General features: G+C 50.5%; 18 protein-coding genes and 2 pseudogenes. 9 read left to right on the top strand and 11 right to left on the bottom strand.

From position 1 onward, the window contains the following. Positions 1-61: 61 nt before the first annotated feature. Entirely contained in the window at positions 62-1,537 is a 1,476-nt protein-coding gene (locus LN737_RS30505) for an APC family permease (RefSeq protein ID WP_405514988.1), read from the bottom strand. A 377-nt stretch (positions 1,538-1,914) separates the two neighbouring features. On the opposite strand from LN737_RS30505, the gene LN737_RS30500 reads away from it, so the two are divergent. The 3 genes from LN737_RS30500 to LN737_RS30490 all read left to right on the top strand — a co-directional run bounded on the left by LN737_RS30500 (position 1,915) and on the right by LN737_RS30490 (position 3,837). Then, on the top strand, positions 1,915-2,469 hold the full coding sequence (locus LN737_RS30500; RefSeq protein ID WP_405514986.1) for an RNA polymerase sigma factor: 555 nt from the start codon (positions 1,915-1,917) through the stop codon (positions 2,467-2,469). Then, complete coding sequence (locus tag LN737_RS30495; RefSeq protein ID WP_405514984.1) at positions 2,459-3,070, top strand: cupin domain-containing protein; 612 nt, start codon at positions 2,459-2,461, stop codon at positions 3,068-3,070. Before LN737_RS30500 ends, LN737_RS30495 begins: the two co-directional genes overlap by 11 nt. Positions 3,071-3,162: 92 nt before the next feature. Then, the gene (locus LN737_RS30490; protein ID WP_405514982.1) at positions 3,163-3,837 is read left to right on the top strand and encodes an SDR family oxidoreductase; all 675 of its coding nucleotides are present in this window, start codon (positions 3,163-3,165) and stop codon (positions 3,835-3,837) included. A gap of 65 nt (positions 3,838-3,902) precedes the next feature. Here the strand turns inward: LN737_RS30490 and LN737_RS30485 are convergent, their stop codons facing one another. Genes LN737_RS30485 through LN737_RS30470 form a run of 4 tightly spaced genes read right to left on the bottom strand, consistent with a single transcriptional unit; the run spans position 3,903 to position 11,893 of the window. Continuing rightward, positions 3,903-4,289 carry a VOC family protein gene (locus LN737_RS30485; protein WP_405514980.1) on the bottom strand — a complete coding sequence of 129 codons (387 nt, stop codon included), beginning with the start codon at positions 4,287-4,289 and terminating at the stop codon, positions 3,903-3,905. Next, positions 4,258-4,725, bottom strand: a complete 468-nt coding sequence (locus LN737_RS30480) for a helix-turn-helix domain-containing protein (RefSeq protein ID WP_405514978.1) — start codon at positions 4,723-4,725, stop codon at positions 4,258-4,260. The genes LN737_RS30485 and LN737_RS30480 overlap by 32 nt, the downstream gene beginning before the upstream one ends. 6 nt (positions 4,726-4,731) lie before the next feature. Further along, a complete protein-coding gene (locus LN737_RS30475) occupies positions 4,732-7,143 on the bottom strand; it encodes a family 20 glycosylhydrolase (RefSeq protein ID WP_405514976.1) in 2,412 nt (803 codons plus the stop codon). Positions 7,144-7,192: 49 nt separating this feature from the next. Next, a complete protein-coding gene (locus LN737_RS30470; RefSeq protein ID WP_405514974.1) occupies positions 7,193-11,893 on the bottom strand; it encodes a translocation/assembly module TamB domain-containing protein in 4,701 nt (1,566 codons plus the stop codon). A 133-nt stretch (positions 11,894-12,026) separates the two neighbouring features. Here LN737_RS30470 and tsaD point away from each other — a divergent pair, with 133 nt between their 5' ends. The 6 genes and pseudogenes from tsaD to LN737_RS30440 all read left to right on the top strand — a co-directional run bounded on the left by tsaD (position 12,027) and on the right by LN737_RS30440 (position 18,074). After that, positions 12,027-13,025 (top strand): tRNA (adenosine(37)-N6)-threonylcarbamoyltransferase complex transferase subunit TsaD, encoded by a 999-nt coding sequence (gene tsaD / locus LN737_RS30465; RefSeq protein WP_405514972.1) that lies wholly within the window; start codon positions 12,027-12,029, stop codon positions 13,023-13,025. Positions 13,026-13,158: 133 nt separating this feature from the next. After that, a complete protein-coding gene (locus tag LN737_RS30460) occupies positions 13,159-14,049 on the top strand; it encodes an MOSC domain-containing protein (protein WP_405514970.1) in 891 nt (296 codons plus the stop codon). 25 nt (positions 14,050-14,074) lie between these two features. Then, positions 14,075-14,926 carry a hypothetical protein gene (locus LN737_RS30455; RefSeq protein WP_405514968.1) on the top strand — a complete coding sequence of 284 codons (852 nt, stop codon included), beginning with the start codon at positions 14,075-14,077 and terminating at the stop codon, positions 14,924-14,926. Positions 14,927-15,017: 91 nt separating this feature from the next. Then, positions 15,018-15,992 (top strand): 3-hydroxyacyl-CoA dehydrogenase family protein, encoded by a 975-nt coding sequence (locus LN737_RS30450; RefSeq protein ID WP_405514966.1) that lies wholly within the window; start codon positions 15,018-15,020, stop codon positions 15,990-15,992. Between the two features lie 201 nt (positions 15,993-16,193). Beyond that, positions 16,194-17,284 (top strand): annotated as a pseudogene (locus tag LN737_RS30445) (dipeptidase). A gap of 175 nt (positions 17,285-17,459) precedes the next feature. After that, positions 17,460-18,074: an RNA polymerase sigma factor gene (locus LN737_RS30440; RefSeq protein ID WP_405514964.1), complete on the top strand. Its 615-nt coding sequence runs from the start codon at positions 17,460-17,462 to the stop codon at positions 18,072-18,074. A 149-nt stretch (positions 18,075-18,223) separates the two neighbouring features. Here LN737_RS30440 and LN737_RS30435 read toward each other — a convergent pair whose 3' ends face one another. From LN737_RS30435 to LN737_RS30410, 6 genes and pseudogenes are all read right to left on the bottom strand, one after another. Further along, positions 18,224-19,138, bottom strand: a complete 915-nt coding sequence (locus LN737_RS30435) for an SMP-30/gluconolactonase/LRE family protein (protein WP_405514962.1) — start codon at positions 19,136-19,138, stop codon at positions 18,224-18,226. Positions 19,139-19,232: 94 nt separating this feature from the next. After that, positions 19,233-20,342: a bile acid:sodium symporter family protein gene (locus LN737_RS30430; RefSeq protein WP_405514960.1), complete on the bottom strand. Its 1,110-nt coding sequence runs from the start codon at positions 20,340-20,342 to the stop codon at positions 19,233-19,235. Positions 20,343-20,378: 36 nt separating this feature from the next. Next, positions 20,379-21,314, bottom strand: a complete 936-nt coding sequence (locus LN737_RS30425; protein ID WP_405514958.1) for an RraA family protein — start codon at positions 21,312-21,314, stop codon at positions 20,379-20,381. Between the two features lie 80 nt (positions 21,315-21,394). Next, positions 21,395-22,678 (bottom strand): amidohydrolase/deacetylase family metallohydrolase, encoded by a 1,284-nt coding sequence (locus LN737_RS30420; protein WP_405514956.1) that lies wholly within the window; start codon positions 22,676-22,678, stop codon positions 21,395-21,397. Positions 22,679-22,767: 89 nt separating this feature from the next. After that, positions 22,768-23,990 (bottom strand): annotated as a pseudogene (locus tag LN737_RS30415) (aminotransferase class V-fold PLP-dependent enzyme). Positions 23,991-24,180: 190 nt separating this feature from the next. Beyond that, on the bottom strand, positions 24,181-24,660 hold the full coding sequence (locus tag LN737_RS30410) for a RidA family protein (RefSeq protein WP_405514954.1): 480 nt from the start codon (positions 24,658-24,660) through the stop codon (positions 24,181-24,183). Positions 24,661-24,701 lie beyond the last annotated feature (41 nt).

Genomic DNA, 24,701 nt, shown 5'->3' with positions numbered 1-24,701 from the left:
TAAAAAAATAAGCCCACAACCGAAGTCGTGGGCTGACAAAAAAGGAGAGTAGCCTCCAGGATTACTGACTGCGCTTTGTCAGGAAATAAACCGGTATACCCAGCCCGGCAATCAGTAAGCCCATGCCCGTATTGAAGGTCTTGGTATACAATAATATTGCGCAGATCGTCAGCCCGGCAATGATGTACAACGCTGGTACAATGGGGTAACCAAACGCACGGTACGGCCGCTCGGCATTAGGTTCTGTGCGACGAAGCCGAAACAGGCCCATAATGGTAATGATGTAAAAAAGCAGCGACGCAAAGGTGCAGTAATCCAGCAAATCGCCGTATCTGCCCGACAGACATAACAGCGATGCCCATATGCATTGCAGCCACAGCGCCCGCCCCGGCACAGCGTGTTGATTCAGGTGCGATGCCTGCTTCAGAAACAGCCCGTCTTTAGCCATGGCGTAGTACAGACGCGCTCCGGCCAGAATCAGCCCGTTGTTGCAGCCAAAGGTGGAAACCATGATCAGGACGGCCATAACCGCCACCGCTACGTTACCAAAAATTGTTTCGACGGCGGCCGTAGCGACCCGATCGGCTTCGGCAAACTGAATACCCCGGCTGATAATGTCGGTACCAGTGGGTGAGCCTTTCAGCGGCAGTAAAGAGAGATAGGAAACGTTCGCCAGAAAATAGATCGTTGTAACGATAAGGGTCCCGAAAAACAGGGCTAGTGGAATGTTCCGACGCGGATTTTTGATTTCACCCGCAATGAACGTTACGTTGTTCCAGGCGTCGGCCGAAAAGAGCGACCCAATCATTGACGTACCAAAGGCCAGTATGAGAGCCATACCTGCCAAAGGAATGACCTCGCCCGTGGCCGACGTACTGCTGGCCTCCCACGCATTGGTCAGGTTTGTTGACAAGAGCCCACTGCTCAACCCAATGGTAATGCCAACCACAATGAGTCCAAGCAGGGCGATTAATTTGGCGGAGGTGAAAATATTCTGAATGAATTTGCCACTCTGAACGCCACGGCTATTCAGCCAAGTAAGCAGCACCAAACTCGAAATGGCAAACAATGACCCCAGGGTAACCTTTATCGGGCCGAGGGCCAGCAATACGTTGTCGGGGCCAAGTGCCGGAACAAAAACAGCCGTATATTTTGTAAAGGCCACTGCTACGGCGGCAATGGTGCCGGTCTGGATAACCATAAATACGGTCCAGCCGTATACGAAGCCCGTCAAATGGCCGAATGCCCGTTGAATATAGATGTATTGCCCACCAGCTTTGGGCATCATGCCCGCCAGCTCTCCATAACTAAGCGCTGCGGCCACCGTCAATACGCCCGTAAGTACCCACAGCATGAGCAGCCAGCCCGACGATCCGAGGTTACGCGCCATATCCGCCGTGACAATAAAGACGCCGGAGCCAATCATAGATCCGGAAACGATAAGGGTGGAGTCGAGCAGACTCAAGGATCGATTAAATTCGGTGGGTTCCGTAGCGACACCGGCCGACGAAACAGAGTTCGAAAGATTTTCTGCCATGAAGAAGAAGATATAGCTACAAGAAGCGGCCAATTGCTCAGAAAAGCAAGCTGTTGTATCAAAAAGCTACGGCTCTGGCCTGACCGGATACTAAATGCCAGACTAACAATCTGACTGTCAGATTATATTTGGCCATGCAAAGCCGATTTAGCGTTATTTTGGACACTAACACTATCCAGATAATTTCGTTATGGCTTGATAGTCAGGAGCGTAATACTCAAGTAAGTAAAGCTTGGCAGGCTGTTCCTGCGTACAGGCATCTGGTAATATTACTATAGAATCAGGAGATTATACAGAATTGAAGCTTACTCAGCCTGGCAGGTCATTCAGTCGAAACAGTTGGTAAAATATGCGTTCGATAAAGCCCTTCACTCCCTATGAAAAAACCTCCACCTATTCTGGAAGATGAGCTGATTACGGCTTTGAGAGTCCGTAGTCAGAAGGCGTATTCTGTTCTCTATGACATGTATGCACCAGCCTTGTTGGGTATTATTTGTAAGATCGTTAAGAACAGCGAGGACGCTGAAAACTTACTACAGGATGCCTTTGTGAAAGTATGGAAGAACATAGACCGTTACGACGCCAGCAAGGGGCGGCTCTTTACATGGTTGCTGAACATTGCCCGTAATACCGCGATTAATTATCTGCGTTCGAACCGAAACACGGAGTTTACAGACATCCAAACCCTTACCAACGGTGTATATACAGAACGGAATACAATAGTCGATGCCATTGATATCAGCCATATTGGCGTAAGTGATACAGTAGCAAAACTTGACCCGAAATTGCGTCAGGTGATTGATCTTATTTATTTTGAAGGCTATACCCAGCAGGAAGTAGCCGACAACCTGAACATGCCACTCGGTACGGTAAAAACCCGAACCCGAATGGCATTACAGCAATTGAAAAATATATTCAGCGATGCACGTTAACGAAGAGGAATATTTGCAATCTGGTCAACTCGAACAATACGTGTTAGGGCTCCTCAGCGTCGATGAAGCCAAGGTGGTAGAAGCAATGGCGAGCAAATCTCCGCGAATACAGGCCGAATTAGATAGCCTGACCGACGTACTGAATGAGTATGCTCTTGATAAGCCCCGCACGCCCAGCCCCACGTTGAAAAGCAAGGTGATGATGCAGCTTAGCCAGCTGGGTCAGGCGCCCGCTTTTAATCTGGATGCGTTGCCATTGATCAATGCCTATTCCGACGCCGATCAGTGGCAGCGAACAGTTGCGTCGATTCAGCCCCCGGTCAGCTACCGGAATCTGTTCGGGCATGTGCTACGTCAGGATGACGAGGTAGAGCAATTTTTAGTATGGGTCCGGGAATCGATTAATCCGGAAGATCACCACGACGAGCGCGAGAGTTTTCTGATTCTGGAGGGGCGCTGCGAGTGTTCGATTGGGGGTACGTTGGTGCAACTCTCTGCAGGCGATTATCTGGACGTACCGGTCGATCTTGAGCATACTGTTCGGGTAATTTCCGACAGGCCCGTTAAGGCCATTATCCAGCGCCTGAAAATTGCTGCTTAATATGCAAACAATGCTGCCACAAAAATTGACTGGTTTCAAATCCCAAACGCCCCTGCTTGTGTAGATAAGGTCAGAACGCCCATCTGCACAACATGAAAACTATTTTTATAACAGGCGGCACTGGCTATATGGGTCGTCGATTAATCCGTGAACTCCTACGGCGCGGGCATCGCGTCATCGCCCTGGTGCGGCCCGGTTCAGAACAAAAAGTGCCCGTAGGGGCCGAAATTGTCGTTGCTGATCCGTTTGATGCCGCTAGCTTTGCCGACCTGATTCCGGCCGGGAGCGTGTTTGTACAACTGCTGGGGGTGGCTCATCCGTCGCCCGCCAAAGCCGAAGCGTTCAAACAAATTGATCTGGTTTCTGTACGTGAGTCTATCCTGGCAGCTCAGACAGCCCAGGTGGCCCATTTTGTTTACGTAAGCGTAGCGCAGGAACCCACTCGCATCATGCAGGCGTATCAGCAGGTTCGGCAGATAGGTGAGACAATGGCCCGGCAACGTGGGTTGAACTGTACATTCATTCGGCCCTGGTACGTTGTTGGGCCAGGTCATTGGTGGCCGGTGTTGTTGCTGCCACTTTATGGTTTGGCCGAACTGTTTCCCGGGGTTCGGCAGAAAGCCCGTGCGCTGGGTTTCGTTACGTTGTCACAAATGCTCGCTACGTTGCAAATAGCTATCGAGTCGGAGCCAAAGCCGCTGGCGGTTTTCGATGTAGCCGACATTCGCCGTTGTCAGCCGGAAGGTATCCATAGATTGAATTGTTGAATGATAGAATGACTGAATTATTCAGTCATTCTATCATTCAACAATTCAATCATTCAATACTGGCGTTAGTGTACCTGATAGAGTTGAATGTTATTGCCGCAGGTATCATCAAAAACGGCTAGTGTTACAGCTCCCATAGCAGTAGGCTTCATGCTAAACGTAACGCCCAGGGCCGCTAACCGTTCGTATTCTTTATGGATGTCATCTACCTGAAAAGCCGCTAAAGGAATTCCCGCTGCGTATAAGGATGCCTGGTAGGTCTGCGCGGGTGGGAAACCCATGGGCTCGAGCACAATTTCCGCTCCGTCCTGCTCCTCTCTGGATACAACCGTCAGCCATTTATGCTCACCCATCGGTATTTCCGTTTTCTTGATGAAGCCTAAAATTTCCGTATAAAATTTGAGGGCTTTGTCCTGGTTATCAACCAGTATGCTCAGGAGTTTGATTTTCATGTAATCGCGGTATTGATACCGGGCAAAGATCCATTGAAATCAGAAATTCCGCTTCTTGACTATTGCTTTTTCGCTGGTACGCTGCCGGAGTTGAGCCGGTGTATCGCTTAAATAAGCCAGTGAACGTAGTAACACTGCCAAAATGGAGTGTATCGCAGACGTCCGCCGTCGATACGCCCGCTCGTAAAAGCTGTTTAGCCTTACGGAGCCGTTGTTCTGTATAATACTGATGGGGAGTGCGCCCGTAACATTTTTTGAAAAGCCGCAGAAAGTGAAATTTGGACAGCGCGGCAGCCTCAGCAATCGCGTTCAGATCAATCGTATCGGAAAAATTGGTATCGATAAACTGCTTCGCCCGAATGATTTTCCCAACCTGATACGATTGCGGAAGTACCTGATCACGTAGTTTTTGGACCTGTTCCTGATAGAATGTCATGGGATCTCAGTTTATCTCAATCTCATCAAGCGCAAGTTTGGCCGCTTTGCCGGGATTACGCAATCCGGCGGGTACTCTGCCAACATTGCGGGCGATAATACGTACGTAACGCGCCGGTGAAGGGGTAAAGTCGAACGGGAGTCGGACAAAAGTCCGCTTACCACTTTCGGCTGCGTTTGTATTCGCGGTTAGTACGGGGGTAAAGGTTTTTCCGTCTTCCGAAACCGAAATCTCCACCTGTTTGGGAAGGCACACATTGCGGGCAGTATACTTCAGAAAGCCGATGCGAACACGTCCGACAGGCTGTAATACGCCCAGGTCAATCACGGTACTGAAATCAGTTGAGAAAGAAACGATTCCCGATACCTCATAGCCGCCAATACCGCCCGTTGTCCCATCGGTAAGGCTATAATTTTTGTCTGGACGCGTACTAATTGGGGCATTCAGTAACGTATACGGTTTGCCTGTGGCTTTCGACACCAGGTATTCCCTGCTGACTTTGGCCAGTTGGCTCAGTGGCTTATTTCGCTGAAACGTAGCGGATCGGATGGTGGCCGACCTGTCGAGTAAGAGGGGATTTTCGTAAAGTGCTGATTTAGGGGACGGAATAGCGCCATCCAGCGTATAGCGAATTTCGGGTGCCAGGCTGCCCGTATACCGATTGTCTGTTGCCAGAGTTACGGCTACCTTGCCATCGGGTGTTGGGCTGGCTGTTGGAACCGCGTCGTAAACGGTATGTGCGTAGTTGATATTCAGATAGGCTAATCGCTCAAAATGAGTCGATAGGCGATGAGCGAACGCATCGTAATTACGTTTCGATTGGGGTGTCCAGACCGCTTCGGCAAGGGCAGCCGCGCGCGGCCATAGCATGTATTCAACCTGTTCGGGCGTATCAATATATTCGGTCCATAAGTTGCACTGTGCGCCCAAAATATGCGTTGCTTCGTCGGCCGACAGTTCGGGTGGCGTAGGGTTGTAGAGATAGACTTTTTCCAGAGGTAATGAACCACCAAATGCCGTTGGCTCCAGTGCCGGATCGCCCTGGTAATAGTCGAAATAGCAGAATGGACTGGGTGTCATAATGACATCATGGTGCTGACGAGCGGCTTCGATACCGCCCTTGATCCCCCGCCAGCTCATGACCGTAGCATTGGGCGACAGACCACCTTCCAGAATCTCATCCCAGCCGATAATCCGGCGGCCTTTCGACGTAACAAACCGATCCATCCGGGTGATAAAATAACTCTGCAAACCCCGTTCATCTTTCAGGTGCAAACGTTTGATGAGCTGCTGACAAAAGGCGTTTTTTCGCCACACGGATTTTGGGCACTCATCGCCACCGATGTGAATGTACTGGCTCGGAAACAGCGCCATGACTTCCGTCAGTACGTCCTGGAGAAACGTAAAGGTTCGTTCGGTTGGGCAAAACACATCCTCGAATACGCCCCATTTGGTAGCAACATTGTAAGGCCTGCCTTTGAGCGATCGTGGCGAACAGCCCAACTCGGGGTAGGCTGCCAGAGCCGCCGTAGCGTGGCCGGGTAGTTCAATTTCGGGTATTACAGTGATGTATTTGGTAGCCGCATACCGAACAACCTCGCGAATGTCGTCCTGTGTATAAAACCCGCTATACGGCTTATTGTCAAACACCTGTGGGTCATAATCATCATAATGCCCGACTATCGTTTCCTGCCGATGTGCGCCAATCTGGGTTAGTTTCGGGTATTTTTTTATTTCAATTCTCCAGCCCTGATCATCGGTCAAATGCCAATGAAACGTATTGAATTTGTGCAGGGCCATTGCATCCAGATACTTTTTGATGAAGGCTACCGGAAAAAAATGGCGGCTTACATCGAGGTTCATGCCGCGGTACGCATAGCGCGGCCGATCCTGAATCCGGCAGGCAGGCACACCCAGGGTTGGGAGCAGCAGGCGGGGCGCTGATGGAAGGTCGGCTACCCGGCTCAGGGTCGATTGTTCTCTGCTCAACACCGTAGGCGGCAGTAGTTGATAGAGCGTCTGAACAGCATAGAAAAAGCCTTTCGGATGGCCCGCTTCGACCGTAATAAGCTGACTCGTGATGTCGATCCGGTATCCTTCCTCACCCAGGGTTGTGTCGCGCAGGGGAAGAAATTGAATCAGGTTACCCGGTATCGCCATCTTGTTCATGTTCTTTACGGCAAGAGTCAGCTCACTGCTTCGGTTAAGTTGATTCACAAAGGATTCGGCAATCATTCTCAGGTCGGGCTGGGCAAACGGTACCATCACTGTGGTTGTGGCACTGATAACAAACTCACCTGCCCGCGGGTCAAGCTGTTCTGGATACGGGATGAGTTGATAGCGGTCGGCTGATTGACAAAAGACAGTCCTGAACGAAAAAAATAAGGCAAAAAGAATGACTACAGAACGCGTAAACATAATTCGGAGCGGAATGACAATAGGACGTGCAAAGCAGTGATTAGAGACATTACAAAGTGTCTCGACCCCGGTTTGCGGATGTCGTAACGGGAGTAGGAGCGATCTCTTCGGCCGGTTGTTCGGGAGCCACACCCGGTGTCGTACGTTTGCTACCGAAGAGACGGTTAAAGGAACGGGTATACAGCAAGCTTAAACCACCGCCTGTTGTAATGGTACTGGTTGTGCTGTATTGACTTAAAATGCTCTGTTGATTCCGATTATACACTTTAGCCCGGAACTGCCCATCGGGTGTGATAAAGTATTCGAGTGTCCACTCGCCCAGCAGACTGGCCGCGTTGTACTGACTTTGGCCATATGTAAAGCCACCATCCCGGCTGATACGTAGCCGGTCGTTCAAGAGTCGGTAAGAGAATCGCAGCTGCAGGTTATTGAGCAGATTTTCGGATTGGGTACCGTTGGTAAACCCCCCAAACGATACACCTATATCCAGATTTTCGTTCAGGTTCGAGGCCAGTCGGCTAATCTGGTTGGAAAGCAATTCGCTGACGCTGTTGGCGACACCGCTGTTTACCTGCCCCTGATCGAACAGGCTGGTGTTTTCGGAAAGCAACTGATTGAACAGCAGAACGCTGCTCACCTGGCGGGTCAGCTCCTGGTCGTTGCTCTGTAATCGCGATTCAAAAGCCGTTACGGCCTGCCGGTAATCCGATGATGATGGGTATTCTTTGATATCCAGATCATAACTGATAGCCGGACTACCTAACTCGCCGGTAAGCTTAATCACCAGATCAACCGGATACCGTCGACCCTGGTCAGCACTCGTTGTTGTTTTCTGGCCCGGTATCAGTGGAGCTAGTGAAGTATATTGAGTATAGGCCGCTGTTACGTCCAGCAACGCTCCATACGGATCACCCGTCCAGGTAATCCGGCTGTTGGGTCGAATCTGGAAACGCTTGTTAATGATATTCTGGAACGTAAACGTGTATTCACCCTTCTGGATGGCATAATTCCCCGTCATGGTGAAGTCGCCTTTCGTGTCCACCTTCATCGCTACCCGACCCTGCCCGTAAGCACTGATAATGTCGCCCGTCTGCCGATCCAGCTGAATTTCGCAATAGGCATCGGGCGTTATATCAAAATTGAAATCCATCTGAATACGCGATAGATCGATCTCTCCCTCCGGTTGCGAACCGGCCCGATTGGTTACCTGATTGGCCTTCTTTCCTGAGCCTGTGTTGCTCAGGTTAACAAACCGAATCTGCTCATCATCGGCTACCGACGTAGCGCCATCCAATGGAATATATATTCGGGTACCTCTGTTGCTGACGGCATTTGAACGTATCGTAATATTGTCGAGCGGGCCATATAGTTCGGCCTTGCCCGTTACAACAGCCTGCCCATAAAAGGCATCGTTATCTTTGGCCGTCGTATTCATGATTTTGAAATTCTTCAAATCAGCATCGAAGCCAAGGGTAAAATTCTGGAAGCCTTCGTGATAAACGCCCCCTCTGATAACGGCTGTATTGTTCTGCGGATCACGCAGTGTCAATTGCCGGGTAATGATCTCGTTCTCACCGAAATAAATGTTGTCGTCGAACGTAAAGTCGGCTTTCAGATAATCGAAACGGCCGCGTCCGCCTTTGATAGCCACCTGGCCCATCAGTACGGGTAAGCCCGGTGTTCCCCGAACGGCCACCACGCCACTGGCAATACCGCCAAGATTCGAGAAAAGCCCTGTCGTGAACGGTTCCAGCAGACCAAGATCGGCATCCGTCAGCGTCGCCTTTAGTGACAGTGGATTTGTTTTTAGCTTAGGCGTGTACGTTCCCAATAGCGTCACTACGTCGGCGCCGTTGCGGTTGATTCGGGCGTCTACATTCAGGCGCTGGGCAGCCTGGTCCCATTCGCCCTGCCCACGAACATCGCCGATTAGCGCCTTCTGATAGGAGAGGGCCGTAATGGCCAGCGTACTTTCCAGGATCGGTGTATTGTAAAAGTTTCGTACAGCCAGCGTACCGTTCAGCGTACCGCCCAGGTTGGTATTTAAAAGCGGATTCAGGGAGGCCAGCAGGAAATTCTGAGCTTCCAGGTTCAGGTTTTGAATGGAATCCGGTGAAATTTTACCGGATGCCTGCACAAACTGGTTCTCGTTTAGAAGCGACAGGTTGCGAATGGTATACTCATCGCCCACTTTCCGAATCAGGCTTTGTGGATTAAGCACCCAGTCGCCATCCAGTACGCGCACCTTCGATTGCCGGAACGTCAGGTCGATAGCATCCCCCTTGAATCGTAATTCGCCATTCAGATCGGCGTGATTCACGAATTTTCCGATGCTATCGGCCTGTTCAATATCGCTGGTGAAATCAATATGATCGACATCCCAGGAGGCTTCAATCTGCAAATTACGTGTGGGCAGAAGTGTGCTGAACAACTGCCGTTTCGACGTAATGACGGTCGTTGCCAGCACTTCCTGATCGTATGTGAACTTCGACGTAGTCAAATCCAGATCGGTAGGGCCAAGGCTTATTTTCCCAAACTGCGCGGAGTCGGTTTTGACCGTAGCCGTCAGAAAAGACGTATTGTCTTCCGTAAACCGGCCTTCAAGCCGGGTTGATGGAGCAATGTATACCGCTTGGCCAAAAAACGTCAGTAGAGGCTCTGTATTCTTTGTGATGAATTGATAATCAACACCGTAACGCTGCGTAGGTACCGTCGATCTTCCGGCAAGACGCTTCGCCTGCTGCCGCTTCTGTTCGTAATACGATTTCATACCAGCTGCGTCGCCTTTGAAAAAGAGCTGGTATTCACGTACTAACCGTTTCAGGTCATCGATGGTACGTTGTGGCTGGAAATTGCCCTGCAAACGAGTGGTCAGGAAGTCGGAGTCAAGATCAAAATAGCGCTGCGACTGCATCTTTTCCTGACGCGTTGAATCCGTTACAGGAACCGGCTGCTGTTCAATGGACGAAAACAGCGTGAGTTTGTTTACACTCAGTTTACGCTTATTGATGCTAAGAACGGCATTGTCGAAGGTAGCTGTTCCAACAATATCGTCCAGCTTACTTCCTTCCAGCCGAATGTCGATATTGGTTTTGACGGCCAGCGAATCGCTCAGATAACCCAGTGCTCGTAGATCAGCATGTTGTACGGAGCCGCGAAAATCGTATCGGTTCCGGGGAGCTTTCAGATTAAACAAACCATCGAGGTCAAAGGCCAGATTCGGGTCATGAATATGCATCTGACCTTCAAACAGAGCCTTCTGCAAATTGCCCTTAGCCTCTACGTTCTTATACTCGTACCCCTGCCAGCCAAACCGTCCGAATTGTCCGCTGAAATCGATGCTGGCCCGCTCAAGATCTGTGCCATGCCCCACAATCCGGCCTTCGCCATCGAGTCGGCCAAACTGATCGGGCTGATTAATTAACTGCCCCAGGGCCAGATTTTCGCTTTTTAGGTTGGCTGTGTAGGTGGTCTGGTCTGCTTTATCGGCAAGTTTGAGGGCCAGATCACCCGTTACGTTGCCAATGGCTGTTTGGAATGTCCCCTTTGTTTTGAAGTTGTCAAAGGTGCCTACAAACGTAGCGTTGAAGGCAGCTGTCCCCAGTTTCTGAATCGTGTGGTTGAACGACGAATCCGGATAATACTGCCGGATATCGGCCATGTTGACAACCGAGGGCGTGAAGGCGAAATTGACCGTGGTTTTATCCATGTCGGGCAATCCTTTCCAGGCGATAAAGCCCGATAACCGGCTGCGGCCATTTTGCCCGAACCGTAGGTCAGTATTCTGAAGCCGGAAGTCGTTGACGGTACCCGTAAAATTGCAACTCAACAACCAGGTTTCGTTGAGTTCACGTAAATAGTCGGAGAAATAGCCTAAATCTTTCGACTGCACTTTTGTATTGCGGAATCGGGCGTGCATAAGCACCCGGCTGTTGAAATCGCCGAACGCCGATGGTTTATCGTACAGAAACGTTAGTTCATTACGAATGATGGAGTTGTTGATATGGGCATACAATCGCCCCAGTTCCATCTTGGTGTTGCAATACAGAAACCGCGTATCCAGTTGTCGGATTTTGATGTGTGAGTCGCGGTCAATACCTGATAGCCCCTTGGCTTCAAAGGCAATGGTATCGCCCAGTACTAAAAAATCGCTTACCTCAGCATTCAGATTCTGGAGCGTAAAATGGTTATAGTCAAAGCTCTTAGGGTTGTGCATGAACGGCTCACGCGGATCTTCGAGCGTGTAAGCGCCATCGACCAGATGAATATGCGCTACTGTAAACGGTACGTTCTGGTTCGGAACACTGGGTTTTGTCGGGTCGGAGGTTAGTTCTTCAATCCGGGCAATAAAATCATCGAGGTTCGTATCGCCGTTTGTCAGGTGCTTAATCATCCGGACATCGGGTTTATACAGTACGACCTCGTCGAGGTGGAGATTATGGGCCGCTGAATCGAGAAGATTCCGGAGATTATAGTTGGCATCGAGCCGCCCAACGGTTATCATCGGCTGCCCTTCCCGATCCGTAATGCGAACGCCTTCGAGGGTTAATGAATCAAACCATTTTATTGAAACTCCCTGAATATCAACGGGAAAGAGGAGCTTTTGGGAGAGCCACTCTGCCCCTTTCTGGGCAAGGCGTGTTTGTACGGCCGGAACTTGCAGGCTCAGCAGAATCCCCAATGCTAAACCCAGCACCGTGAGGAACAGGTAAAGCAGCGTTTTGAGGAATATGGAGAAAAACTGACGCATCCGTACCGGAAAGGCCTAATTTACAAGGAATAATGAATTTTAACCATTGGTTAGACTACTAAATGAGGGAACGGTTTAGCGTGAACTTCCATTGTTTACTCATGAAGAAATCATTATTCATTATTTTTGTTCGGTGAAAATTTTAGCCATTGAATCTTCCTGCGATGAAACATCGGCGGCTGTTTTAGCCGACGGGCATATTTTGTCGAACGTAATAGCTACGCAGTTAATTCACGAGCAGTACGGGGGCGTAGTGCCCGAACTGGCTTCACGAGCGCATCAACAGCATATTTTACCGGTTGTCGAACGGGCCTTGTCCGACGCAAATCTACCGAAAAATGAGCTATCTGCCATTGCTTTTACGCGTGGACCCGGTTTGCTGGGCTCCTTGCTGGTTGGTACGTCGTTTGCCAAAGCCATGGCACTGGGCCTGAATATCCCGCTTATCGAAGTGAATCACATGCAGGCACACGTGCTGGCCCACTTTATCGAAAACCCCCGGCCTACGTTTCCATTCCTGTGTCTGACAGTGAGCGGAGGGCATACGCAGATCGTACGCGTGGATGCCGCTCTGTCGATGACGGTTATCGGGCAGACGTTGGATGATGCCGTTGGCGAAGCCTTCGATAAGTCGGCTAAATTGTTGGGATTGCCTTATCCCGGTGGACCCCTGATCGACAAATATGCTAAAGAAGGGAATCCGCTGGCGTTTCGGTTTCCGATGAGTGAGATGCCGAATCTGGACTTCTCGTTTAGCGGCATAAAAACGGCCATTCTGTATTTTCTGCGCGATAACACAAAAACGAATCCAGATTTTATTACGCAGAATCTGCCCGATATTTGTGCCAGTATTCAACACACGTTGGTGCAGATGTTACTGACGAAACTGAAGCGAGCGGCCCGCGAAACGGGTATTCGTAACATTGCCGTTGCCGGTGGCGTATCGGCCAACAGCGGGTTACGTACTGCGCTAACCAAACTTGGTCAGGAACAGGACTGGAACGTATACATTCCCCGATTTGAGTATTGCACCGACAACGCGGCCATGATTGCGATGGCCGCCCAGTTCAAATACGAGCAGGGGGATTTTACGGCGCAAACCGTCAGCCCTCTGCCCCGAATGAGTTTTTAAGCAATCAGTGGTTGGTCATTAGTTATTACGTGGTGTCGGGTTTGAGAACGGCTGCGGCCGACCGTCCGACACCACAAGACAATAATTGACCGATGACGAATGACAACCACGAAAGACCAATGACCATTGTCCAATGATAATTTCTGAACTTCGTATTTACCCGATTAAATCACTTGGCGGCATTTCGGTGCCCGAAGTGGTGGTTGAGCCCAAAGGGTTTCGCTACGACCGGCGGTTCATGCTGGTTACGCCAGCAGGCGAGTTTATGACCCAGCGAACGAACCATCAGATGGCATTGATTGATGTGGCTATCAATGGCGATACGTTACGGGTGTGGCACCGGGATCGTCCTGACGACGTACTGGAAGTAGCACTTACGCTTTCATCTTCAGAAAATTCCGGCGATTCGGGCGAAACGATGCTGGTTTCGATCTGGGATAGTAAAGACGTACCGGCTGAGTTGGTTGGTGCAGCGGCTGACCAATGGTTTACGAAGGTTCTTGAAAAACCTTGCCGACTGGTGTTTATGCCCCAAACCACTCGTCGGGCCGTTGATCCGGATTATGCAATAGACCCCGATAACGATGCGGTGAGCTTTGCGGATGGTTATCCGTACCTGCTGATTGGTCAGGCATCGCTCGATTATCTAAACCAACGGGCGCCAGAACCGTTGTCAATGGTACGTTTCCGCCCCAACATTGTTGTGAGCGGCAGCGAGCCGTACGACGAAGACAGTTGGGCGCATTTTCGGATGGGTGAAATGGATTTTTATGGCGTGAAGCCCTGCGCTCGTTGTGTGCTGACAACCATCGACCCCGAAACGGCTAAACCTGGCAAAGAACCGTTGCGAACGCTGTCGACGTACCGGCAGTGGAAACATAAAATTCTGTTTGGTCAGAACGTACTGGCAGACCTGAGCGGTGAAAATCCACTGGGCACTTTGCGGGTGGGTCAGTCTATCGACGTCGTTCGCCGTCAGGAGCCCTGGTTAGCAGCTCCGGTATCGGTTTCCGCAAACGAATAAATTAGCGTATTCAACAGTTTTTATTTTGCGTACTTATCTGCGTACTGTTTACTATTTAGATTTTCTTGTGGTGGTCGGCGCCGTGCTTTCCAGCCGGATGGTCGCGCGACTGTCCGACGTGGAGCCGATCCATTGGGCTACACCCATTGTGCTGGCGTTAGTGGTGTTTATCATCTACACCGTCGACCGACTTCTGGATGTTAGGAAAGGGGATCTATCGAATCAACCCTTAACGCCCAGGCATCAGTTTCATCGTCGGCATGCTACGTTGTTGTGGCGCGTTGTTGCCGTGGCAAGTGCTGTAGCCCTGGCGCTAACCTTTTTTTTACCGGGCAGTGTCATTAAATTCGGTATTGTGCTTGGGGGAGTCTGTATTGCTTACGTTGGGGCTGTTTTCCGCCTTCCGGCGCGACACCCGGCTTTGTTGCTGAAAGAACCGCTGGTTGCTGTTCTCTACACGGCCGGTATCTGGGGTAGCGTTTGGGTACAGCGGCCAACTGTCAGCAAAGTCGATGTAGCTGAATGTCTGATGTTTATGGGAATTGCTTTCCAGAACCTGCTTTTGTTTGCCGTGCTGGAGCAATACGAAGCCGGATCACCCGACCGCCCTGATCTGGCTGGATTTTCGCTGGCAACCGCCTGGGGGACGGAGCGCTGTGACCTGATTCTGCGCTGGCTTACATTCGTTGTGGTTGCGGCTGGCCTGGGCCTTTGTTTTCTGGCCAGTGATCGGTTTGCCCAACGCTCCGCGCTAATGCTCGGCTTGATGAGTCTGACGCTGTACAGTATCCAGCGCTATCCAAACTACTTTCTGAAAAATGAACGGTACCGGTGGCTCGGCGACGGGGTTTTCTGGATGCCCGCGCTGGTGCTGTAACGCGAACTTTTAGTTCGCCCGAAGCAGACTGATACGTATCATTGATCTTGCGGACTTCCGGTTCGCGTAAACCAGTAAAATCAATTATTCGATGAATCCGGCAGAAATACCAGTTGGGGTAGTGGGTTTAGGCCTGATGGGCTGCAGTATTGTTACGTGTCTGCTGATGGCAGGCCATCCGGTAGTGGCTATTGCACCGATTCCGGGCGATATGGCCACTGCCGAGCCACGAGTACGGACTCACCTGATGAACTCCCTGCACGAAGGCTTGATAACCGATTCGCCGGAAACCTATTTCGAACGGCTTCAGATAACCGAAGATTACGGGTTGCTGAAAAATTGCAGGCTTGTGATCGAGTGCACGCTTGAAAATGTCGATATCAAAAAGGCCGTATACGCTAAAATCGAAGCCGTTGTTTCTTCCGAAACGATTATTACCAGCAATACGTCGGCCATTCCCATCAGTTTGCTTCAGCGCCAGACTCAGTTGCCTGCCCGGTTTTTAGGGCTTCACTGGATGGAGCCTTCACATACTACCCGCTTTCTGGAAATCATCTGTGGTGATCTGAGCGACGTTCAGTACGCCGAGTGGCTTTATGAACTGTCGCAGCTTTGGGCGAAGGAACCGACGCTGGTGCGTAAAGACATTCGGGGCTTTATCACCAACCGGTTGATGTATGCCATGTATCGGGAAGCGTTCAATCTGGTTGAAAATGGGTATGCTACGGTAGAAGACGTTGATCGGGCCGTTCGGAACAGCGCCGGTTTCTGGATGATGCTGGCGGGCGTCTTTCGCTGGATGGACCTGACGGGCGTACCCGCTTACCATACCGTAATGAAAGATCTGTTTCCCACGCTGAGCAACCGGACAGACGTACCGGCCCTGATCGATGATATTGTGAAGGCGGGGGGCAAGGGTGTTCTGAACGCGCAGGGTTTTTATGAGTACACACCCGAAGAAGCCGAAGCCTGGCAGAAAACCTACGAAGAATTTAGTTACGACATTCGCCGACTGGCTCTGAAATACCCGGCCGATGTGGTCAAAAATAAATTAGCAAACGAATAATAAGCTGGTCATTTCGCTACGCTGTCATTGGTGGTTGGTCATTGGGTTATTGGTTGTGTCTTGTGGTGTCGGTTTTGAGAAACCGCCCGAGTCAGGTTTGAGAACCTGACTCCACGAGCCTACCGGGCAAACGTCTGCCCAATTACCAACCACTAATGACAGCGTAGCAAAATAACCAATGACCAAGCACCCATGACCAATATGTCAAAACGACCCTTTATTATTGATGCTCATCTGGATATGTCGCTGAACGCGCTGGAATGGAACCGCGATTATCGATTGTCGGCTCACCAGATACGGGAAGTTGAAGCCGGAATGAGTGACAAGATCGACCGGGCAAAAGGTACCGTTTCGCTGCCCGACCTCCGACGCGGAAATATTGGCCTGGTTGTAGCCACGCAGATCGCCCGTTTCAATCAAAGCAACGGCAACCTGCCAGGAGCGGGCTGGAACTCGCCTGAGCAGGCATGGGCTACGACGCAAGGTCAGCGTGCCTGGTATGAAGCGATGGAAGATGCGGGCGAGATGATTCAGATTCGGGATCGGGCCGGTCTGGAAGCCCATTTGCAACTCTGGCTTGACGAAACACTTCCGAATGAGCAGAAACCCGTTGGGTATATTCTGAGTCTGGAAGGTGCCGATTCGATCGTTAAGCTTTCCTATCTCGAAAAAGCCTATGCGTATGGTTTGCGGGCACTTGGCCCGGCTCACTACAGCACCGGCCGGTACGCGCCGGGTACGGGGCTGAGTGGCCCGCTGACGGCACAGGGACGCGATCTGGTACGGGAAATGGACCGGCTGGGTATTATTCTGGACGTAACGCACCTGACTGATGAAGGATTTACGGAAGCCCTCGACCTCTACAAAGGACCTGTTTGGGCCAGCCACCATAACTGCCGGACGCTGGTGCCCCATCAGCGCCAGCTTACAGATGACCAGATTCGTCAGTTGACCGAGCGGGGGGCGTTATTGGCGGATGTTTTGATGCCTGGATGATGAAGCCCGGCTTCACGCAGCGAACAAGCAATCCGGCCGATTTTGGAATCACTCTTGAAACCATCATCGACCATTACGACCACATTTGCCAGCTCACCGGCAACAGTCAGCAAATCGCCATCGGAAGTGATCTGGATGGTACGTATGGTACCGAACAATCGCCCACCGATCTGGACACCATTGCCGACCTCCAACATCTGACGGGCTTATTGACCAAACGGGGGTACTCGTCAGAAGATATCGATAATATTTTTTACAAAAACTGGCTTCGCTTTCTACGTAACGCCTGGCAATAGGAAAAACCGTTTTTCACAAGTTCCAGACCTTCCGGAAGGTTAGTGGTGTTGGCCTAAAAATGCACTTTAGTGAGTTGGAAGCGGAATAATTTGGGTAAATCTTCAATTACCAGATTATTATGTACGTTTTTGGTATTTTAACTATTATTTTACGTGTTGATAGAACGAAAGCACTTTGGATCTCCAACAGCGACTCAGCGAAGAAAACGATTTCCTTCTGAAACTCTGGCATAGAGCACAGGCTGGAGATAAGGACGCGTTTTGTCAGTTAGCCGAATCTCAATATCGCTCCCTGTTTTCGTACGCCACCAACTTCAGCACCGACCGCGAGTTTATCAAAGATTCTATCCAGGAAATTTTCATCCGTATCTGGGAGCGACGTACCACGCTGAATATTCAGGTCGTTTCTATTTACCTGTTCAAATCGCTGCGTAATCAGCTGATGCAGGAGTTTCGTAAGCCCATACATACGCTATCGTCGCTTTACAGCCAGGAAGTAAATGAGTTGTCGGACTGGCAAACTGTAGAGACGGAAATTGAGCAGCACGAAACCGATTCCGAAAGCCAGTATAAAGTACGTCAGGCGATCCATATGTTGCCTAAACGGCAGCAGGAAGTGGTTTTCCTGAAATTTTATAAAGGGCTGGAAAATGAGCAGATTGCCGAACTGATGGAAATTAACCGGCAGTCGGTAGCGAATCTGCTGTTCAGGGCACTTGGCTCACTCAAAAGTCAGATGGCTTTTTTTACGTACTGGCTGGTTACGATGAGTGCAGTCATTGGGCATTAATTTTTTCGTGGTGTCGGGTTCTCAAACCCGACTCACTGCAACCGGTTTTAAGAAATCGCCCGAGTCAGGTTTGAGAACCTGACTTCACGAGCCTAGCCGTTCAAACAGCTTCTAGAAATACCATGCCCAATGACAGCGTAGTACAATGACTACTGACCAACAACCCATTCCTGACCGGGGGCATCGACGCGGAAGGTTTCGATATTTCCCTGATCCTGTAGGGTTACGTAGGCTGTGCGGCCGTCCTTTCCACCAAAGGCAATATTGCTTGGCTTTTTGCCAATTAGTGTAACTTCCTGAAGCAGCTTTCCGGCGGGGGATACTTTCGCTACGGTTCCTTTGCCGTGACGCGTGATGTACAGATTTCCCTTCGTGTCGCAACGCATACCATCCATACCAAAATCAGGGAATTCAATTAATAGCCGTTTCTTGCTGATCGACCCATCGGCTGCGAGATCAAAGGCCCACACCTTACGCTGGATGGACTCGTTGACATACAGCGTTTTATTGTCGGGGCTGACCTCAACGCCATTTGTTGTCCCCACGTTGGCTTCCAGTTGGGTTATCTTGCCATCCGTATCAATTCGCCAAAGATTGCCTGTATTATTTTTCCAGTTCGGGTCACTGGCATACAGCCGGTCTTTTTTATCGATGGCAATGTCGTTGGGCTGGTTCATACGGGCTTCATGAGCAAACACGCTGACCTGTTTACTGCCCTTCGCCACTTTCAGGATGTTGTGCTTCGGGTAGTCGGCAATGAACATATCCCCCTTACTATTGAATCGAATCCCATTCCCAACACTTCCTGCCGGCAATTCAACGAACAGACTGGCTTTACCGTCAGGCGTGACCTGCCCAATGGTTCCTTCTTTCGCAAAATTGACGGCATAGAGTATTCCCGCTTTATCGACGGCTGGTCCTTCAGCGCCCGACGTAAAGCTATTGGTGGGAGTAAAAGCCGTCGACTTAAATAACTCATCGGCATGAAAAGCGACAAGTCCAGCCATCAGTCCGGTTGCTATTAACGTACTAAATAAGCGGGCAGTAAGATTTGATTGGTTCATGATCAGGTTTTATAATTTAATGGCGTATCACTGAACAGAACTTCCCGAAAGCTCAAAGCCTTCGGGAAGTTTACGAACAATGTTTGCCAAATCGTTACGCTTTATTGAGGATAACCTGCTCTGATTCCGGCACATCTTCTTTGGGTGGACGACGGTGCCACCACGATGCCAGAATCGACCCGGTAATGTTCATGAGCGGACCAAAGACAGCGGGTGCCAGACCAACCGTAGCCACTTTGCCCATCTGATTGGCAAGGCCCGAAGCCAGTCCGCCGTTCTGCATACCAACTTCGATGGCAATGGTTCGGCAATCGCGCTCGCTCATTCGGAAAAGTCGGCCCGACCAGTAGCCGAGGAAATAACCCGACAGATTGTGCAGCAGCACCAGACCAATCAGTGAGGGGCCAATGGTTAAGAGCTTATCACGTCCAGCGGCTGTAATGATGGTGATGATAAAACCAATGCCAAACATCGAAACCAGCGGCATCGCGTCGTCGAGCCATTTGGCTTTCCCACTCAGAAACTTATTGAATAGCAGTCCGGCGCCAATCGGAAAAATCACCATCTTAAAAATGTCCCACATCATATCCAGTACGTTGATGTCGACCAAAGCGCCCGCAAAAAACTTCATCAGCATAGGCGTTACAAAGGGGGCCAGCATGGTCGAAATGGCCGTAATGGTAATGGACAGGGCCAGATTGGCTTTGGCCAGGTAGGATATTACGTTGGAAGCCATGCCATTAGGCGAACAGCCAATCAGGATGATTCCAGCCGCAATTTCGGGTGGAAAACCGCTGTTGCTGGCAATTGTAAAACCAATTGTAGGCATAATAACGAAGTGGCTAACCACACCAATCAGCACCCCCTTCGGCATTTTTACCACACCGACAAAATCTTCGAGGCTCATCGATGTACCCATACCGAACATGATCAGCTGAATCAGGGGCGTAATGAGCTTGCTGAATTTGAACCCGTTGACTTCAACAAAATACGTGGGGTAATACAGCGCGGTGGTAACGGCCGCAAAAATCATGATGGTATAGGCAAAGCCTTTGAGCGCTTCGCTGCTTCGGAAAGCCAGTGCAATGCTCAGAAAGAACAGTATGAATAACGGGCCAGCCTGTGCCAGATGGCCAGTTGCTGCCATGCCCAATGCAACGAGCAGGCTGATGGCGGCAACGCCCCAGAATAGTTTAGAGGTCATTATCGGTAAGAAGGAGTTTAAGAAAAAAGCGACTGATTACCAGGTTCTACTTTTCATATAGGCGTCCAGTTCGGCTCGCTTCATCGGAATTTCGTTTGGATTTTTATCGAGCCATTTTAGAAAATCTTCCTTAATGGCGTCGGTCCACTGATTGTCGATCTGACCAGGGGTGTACTTACCCGCTTTCAGCATCGAAATCCCGAACTTGTCGCGCAGGGCGATGAATTCGGCTGTTACTATGACTTTCTCGGCCAGATGAGCCGGAATGAAAACGACTCCTTCCGAACGGCCCAGGACCAGATCGCCGGGCATAACAATTGCCTTGCCAATACGTATCGGCGTGTTGAGGCCCATCAGTACGGCATCTTTGAGGTAGGAGGGGTCCCAATCGCGCACGTAGGCATTGAACCCTTCGATTTTACGGAGACCTTCCAGGTCGCGGGCTGCGGCATCGAAAACGACACCCGTACCCGATTTGGCATAAATGGAGTTGCCCAGGTTATCCCCAATCAACGTACCGTCGGTGAGTTTGCCCATACCATCCGCTACGTATACATCACCTTTTGTTAGCTGATCGATAGGCCAGGAGTTGGTGTTGCCGATACGTCCCTGTTTGGTTCCCCGCTCTTTGACAAGCTTTTCAATGTCGGGCCGACTTGGCAGATACATCGCCGTAACGGCCCGCCCGACAAGGGGCTGGTCGGGATGAATGATTTTCCAGCCCCGCTCAAACTGGCAGTTATAGCCTTCGTTACGCAGAATGGTCCAGGCTTCTTCGGTGTTTACGTCTTTGGCGCGACGGAGCAGATCATCCGGAATTTTAGGGCGCCCGTCGGGGAAGCGTTCCCCTTTCCATTCGGAAGTCAGGAACGTCATTTCCTCTTTCGACATGGTTTGGGCACGAAGCGGTGATTGAGTCAGCAGGGCAAGCGCAGCAAAAACGATTAAGTAAGGTTTAGGCAAATAGTTCATTGAAAAATAGCTATTACAAGTGGTTTTGTTGTAAAACTACATCCCGTTTCAACCTGGTGCAACGTGAAGAAACCGAATGCCTAGGAGCGGGGTCGCTGCGTAACGATGACGGGGTTGGCAATGCCGTTGAGATCGTACACGATTTTGCCTTTTCGAATGGTCATTTCGCAGCCGAGTTTCTGTTTTCCCTCAATTTTGTAGCCCGTGTAGTCAAAAAAACCAAACATACCCGTATCACGAACTTCGAACTTTCCTTCATGTATATTCAGAATAGCCACGTCAGCCTCTGAACCTACCGACAAGCTACCTAATTCGGGCCGTTTGATGGCCTGCGCTGAATTCCACGTACTGGCTTTGATGACACTTGGCAGATCCATCCCCATTGCCAGAAATTTCGACATAACGTTCAGCATGTCTTTCATGGCGTTGTTCATACTGCCAGTATGAATGTCGGTGCTGATTGTGTTGGGCAGGAAGCCACTTTTGATAGCCGGAATGGCCTGCGAGAAAGCGAAACTAATACCGCCGTAGCCCACGTCGAAGATCAGTCCCTTCTTCTGGGCTTCCCACACAAAAGGTTTCACTTTGCTGGTGTTCGCATCCACAATGGCTTCCCGTGTTTTCAACTGTCCGAAACAGTGGGTAAAAATGTCGCCGGGCCGCAACCGTTTCAGAAACAGTTCTTCAATCGAGAGGGTGGGGGTACTGCCGCCGAAATCGATCATGACCGGTACGTTCGCCAGTTTTCCAGCTTCGACCGCCCGGTCGGTGGGTGTCCAGTCGTACCCGTTGAAATGCGCCAGTTTTACACCAACCACCTGCTCCGGGTACTTCTTCGCCATCTCTGCCGTTTTTTGGGCGTCCATATCGGCAATGTTCTGCTCAAACGTACCACCCCGCATTCCACTGCCGACAATGTTGAGCAGGGCCAGTACGCGGGTTTGCGACAGATCGATGGTTTGCTTTTTGAACGTCTCGAAATCGCGCCAGCCTGAGCAGCCTGCATCCACAATGGTTGTTACGCCGTTTCTGAACGTAAAGCCGTCGGGTGGGAGGGCATTGGGACCATTGCTGTAGGTTTGATCCAGATTCGTACCGAAAAAAACGTGGGTATGAATGTCGATCAGGCCGGGCGTTACGTATAGCCCTTTCGCATCGACGACCTGCGTAGCTCCTTTGGCATCAATGTTTTTGGCGACCTGAACAATTTTGCCCTCATTGATGGCGACGTCCATGATGCCGTTGATGTTATTTTTCGGATCGATGACGTGCCCGCCCTTGATAACGACACTGTAAGACTGGGCGCGTGAAAGTTGCCCGACTAGATAGAGGGTAATAAACAGTAAAAGCGTAAGTTTTTTCATGGGTTGGGTAGTATCTGAGAAATAGCCAGTCCCCTAACTCCCCTTGGAGTAGCCAGCTTACTCTCCAAGGGATTTAAGGGTGAAGTCGTCTAAACAGCCGCCTTCGATAGCTCTTCCTTGAGTCGTTTGGCTACGATCTTTTCCTGACCGGGCTTCATCATCCAGACGGTTACGTTGATGTTGCTTGGCCCGCCCCCGCCGACTTCAATCGACGGATCGCCTTTGCGGAGGGCTTCCTGTAAGTCTTTACCTGTAATACGTAGTTTGGCCGGGTCCCACGAGATGCGTAGCGTGGGCGTATGATTGCCCAGGGGCGGTACGTCTACCCGCGTCTGAATGCCGGGTACGGTTTTAACCGCGTTATCGATGTGCGCAACCCCATCTTCCCACGATTTCCAGACTTTGTCGTGATCTTCGTTAATAAATTTCTCCAGCGCTACGTACATCCCCAGAATCTCTTCCTTGTTCACCTTCATGCCGCGGCCAATGTTGAATCCACGAGGAGGCATATGAACCCGAGCCGCCGAAATAATATCCTTTTTGCCCATCAATATCCCTGCACTTTGCGGACCCCGCATGGCTTTACCACCCGAAACGACCACAAAGCTGAAACCCATATCGTTAAAGCGCCACAGGTTTTCAACGGGCGGTACGTCGGCGGCAATGTCGATGGAGGTTGGGATGTTGTGCTTTTTGCCCAGGGCCACCCATTCTTCATGCATGATTTTACCCTTGTCGGCTTCAATGTGCAGAAAGTGCATCAGCGCCGTTTTTTCATTGATGGCTTTCTCAACATCCTCAGCCGTTTCGACCTGAATAATTTTGCAGCCGGTATTGGTCAGGGCGTGATTGTAAACGATGTCGTGCGCTTTCTGGCAAATGACTTCGGTTTTCATGCCCGTGCCTTCGATATGCGGCAGCATCTCTACCTTTTTAGATCCATACCCGTCAGAATCCCCGCCAGACCGAGGGTCATGCCGGAGAACGCGCCCGACGTAACAACGGCAGACTCAGCGTGAGTGAGGGCTGCAATTTTAGCACCGACCTTGTCCTGAATTTCATCGAGCAGGCAGAATTCCTTTGCGCCGTAATTGATCGCATCAAGAACTTCTTCGTGCATCAATGAACCTGTCATGTAGGTGAGGGTTCCGGCGGCATTGATAAAGGTACGAACCCCCAATTCTTTAAACAGATCTCGTTTGGGAGCTACCAGCGGGGCCGCGGTTGAAGGAACCGATAATTCACTGCCGAGCAGGCCTCCCAGAATTGGAACGCTCGATAAGTGCTTGATAATTTTACGTCTGCTGAGCATGGCAGTAGCGTTAGAAAAATAGAATGGGTGATGTAGTTTCCTTGTGGTGTCAGCTTCTTCCTGTAGTACCGGTTTCCTCCCGTGGTGTCGGCTTCTTACCGTAGTGTCGGTTTTGAGAAACCGACACTATTGCTGACGCGAATTGTCAGGTTTGAGAACCTGACACCACACGGACCACACGGAAGAACGATCAGATATACGCAATACAATCCATTTCAACCAGGGAATCGCCCGGTACGCCACCATACACGGCTACCGTAGTACGTACGGGGGGCTTGCTGCCAAACCGGCCTTTATAGACTTCGTTCATGCCTTTGTAATCGTTCAGGTCGTGCAGGAATACACTCACTTTAAGGACTTTCTCCATCGATGAGCCCGCTTTGATGAGTTCCTTTTCCAACTCTTTCAGCACCTCGTCGGTATGTACTTTGATGTCGCCTTCTTTGTGATAGCCTTTGCCCGCTACAAAAACCAGATTGCCTAACTTGGTGGAGCCGGAAAACAGGGGTACGTCTTGGTGATGAACCACATTGAAGACTTCTTTTTCGGCTACATGGGAGGCTGGCTCAGCAACAGGCTCGGCCATAGCTTTCGTGGCAGCGCCCAGACCAATGGCTCCGGCGGCTGATGCAAAAAGGCGTTTTAGGATGGAACGGCGTTCGGTTTTCATACGATACTTAATTGGTTAAAGACAGATAAATAATGGATAAT

Origin of the sequence: Spirosoma sp. KNUC1025 (assembly GCF_045160025.1) — a bacterium.
In the GTDB taxonomy this organism is placed as follows: domain Bacteria; phylum Bacteroidota; class Bacteroidia; order Cytophagales; family Spirosomataceae; genus Spirosoma.
The sequence above is the reverse complement of the archived record's forward strand: the minus strand, read 5'-3'. Positions and strand labels throughout refer to the sequence as shown.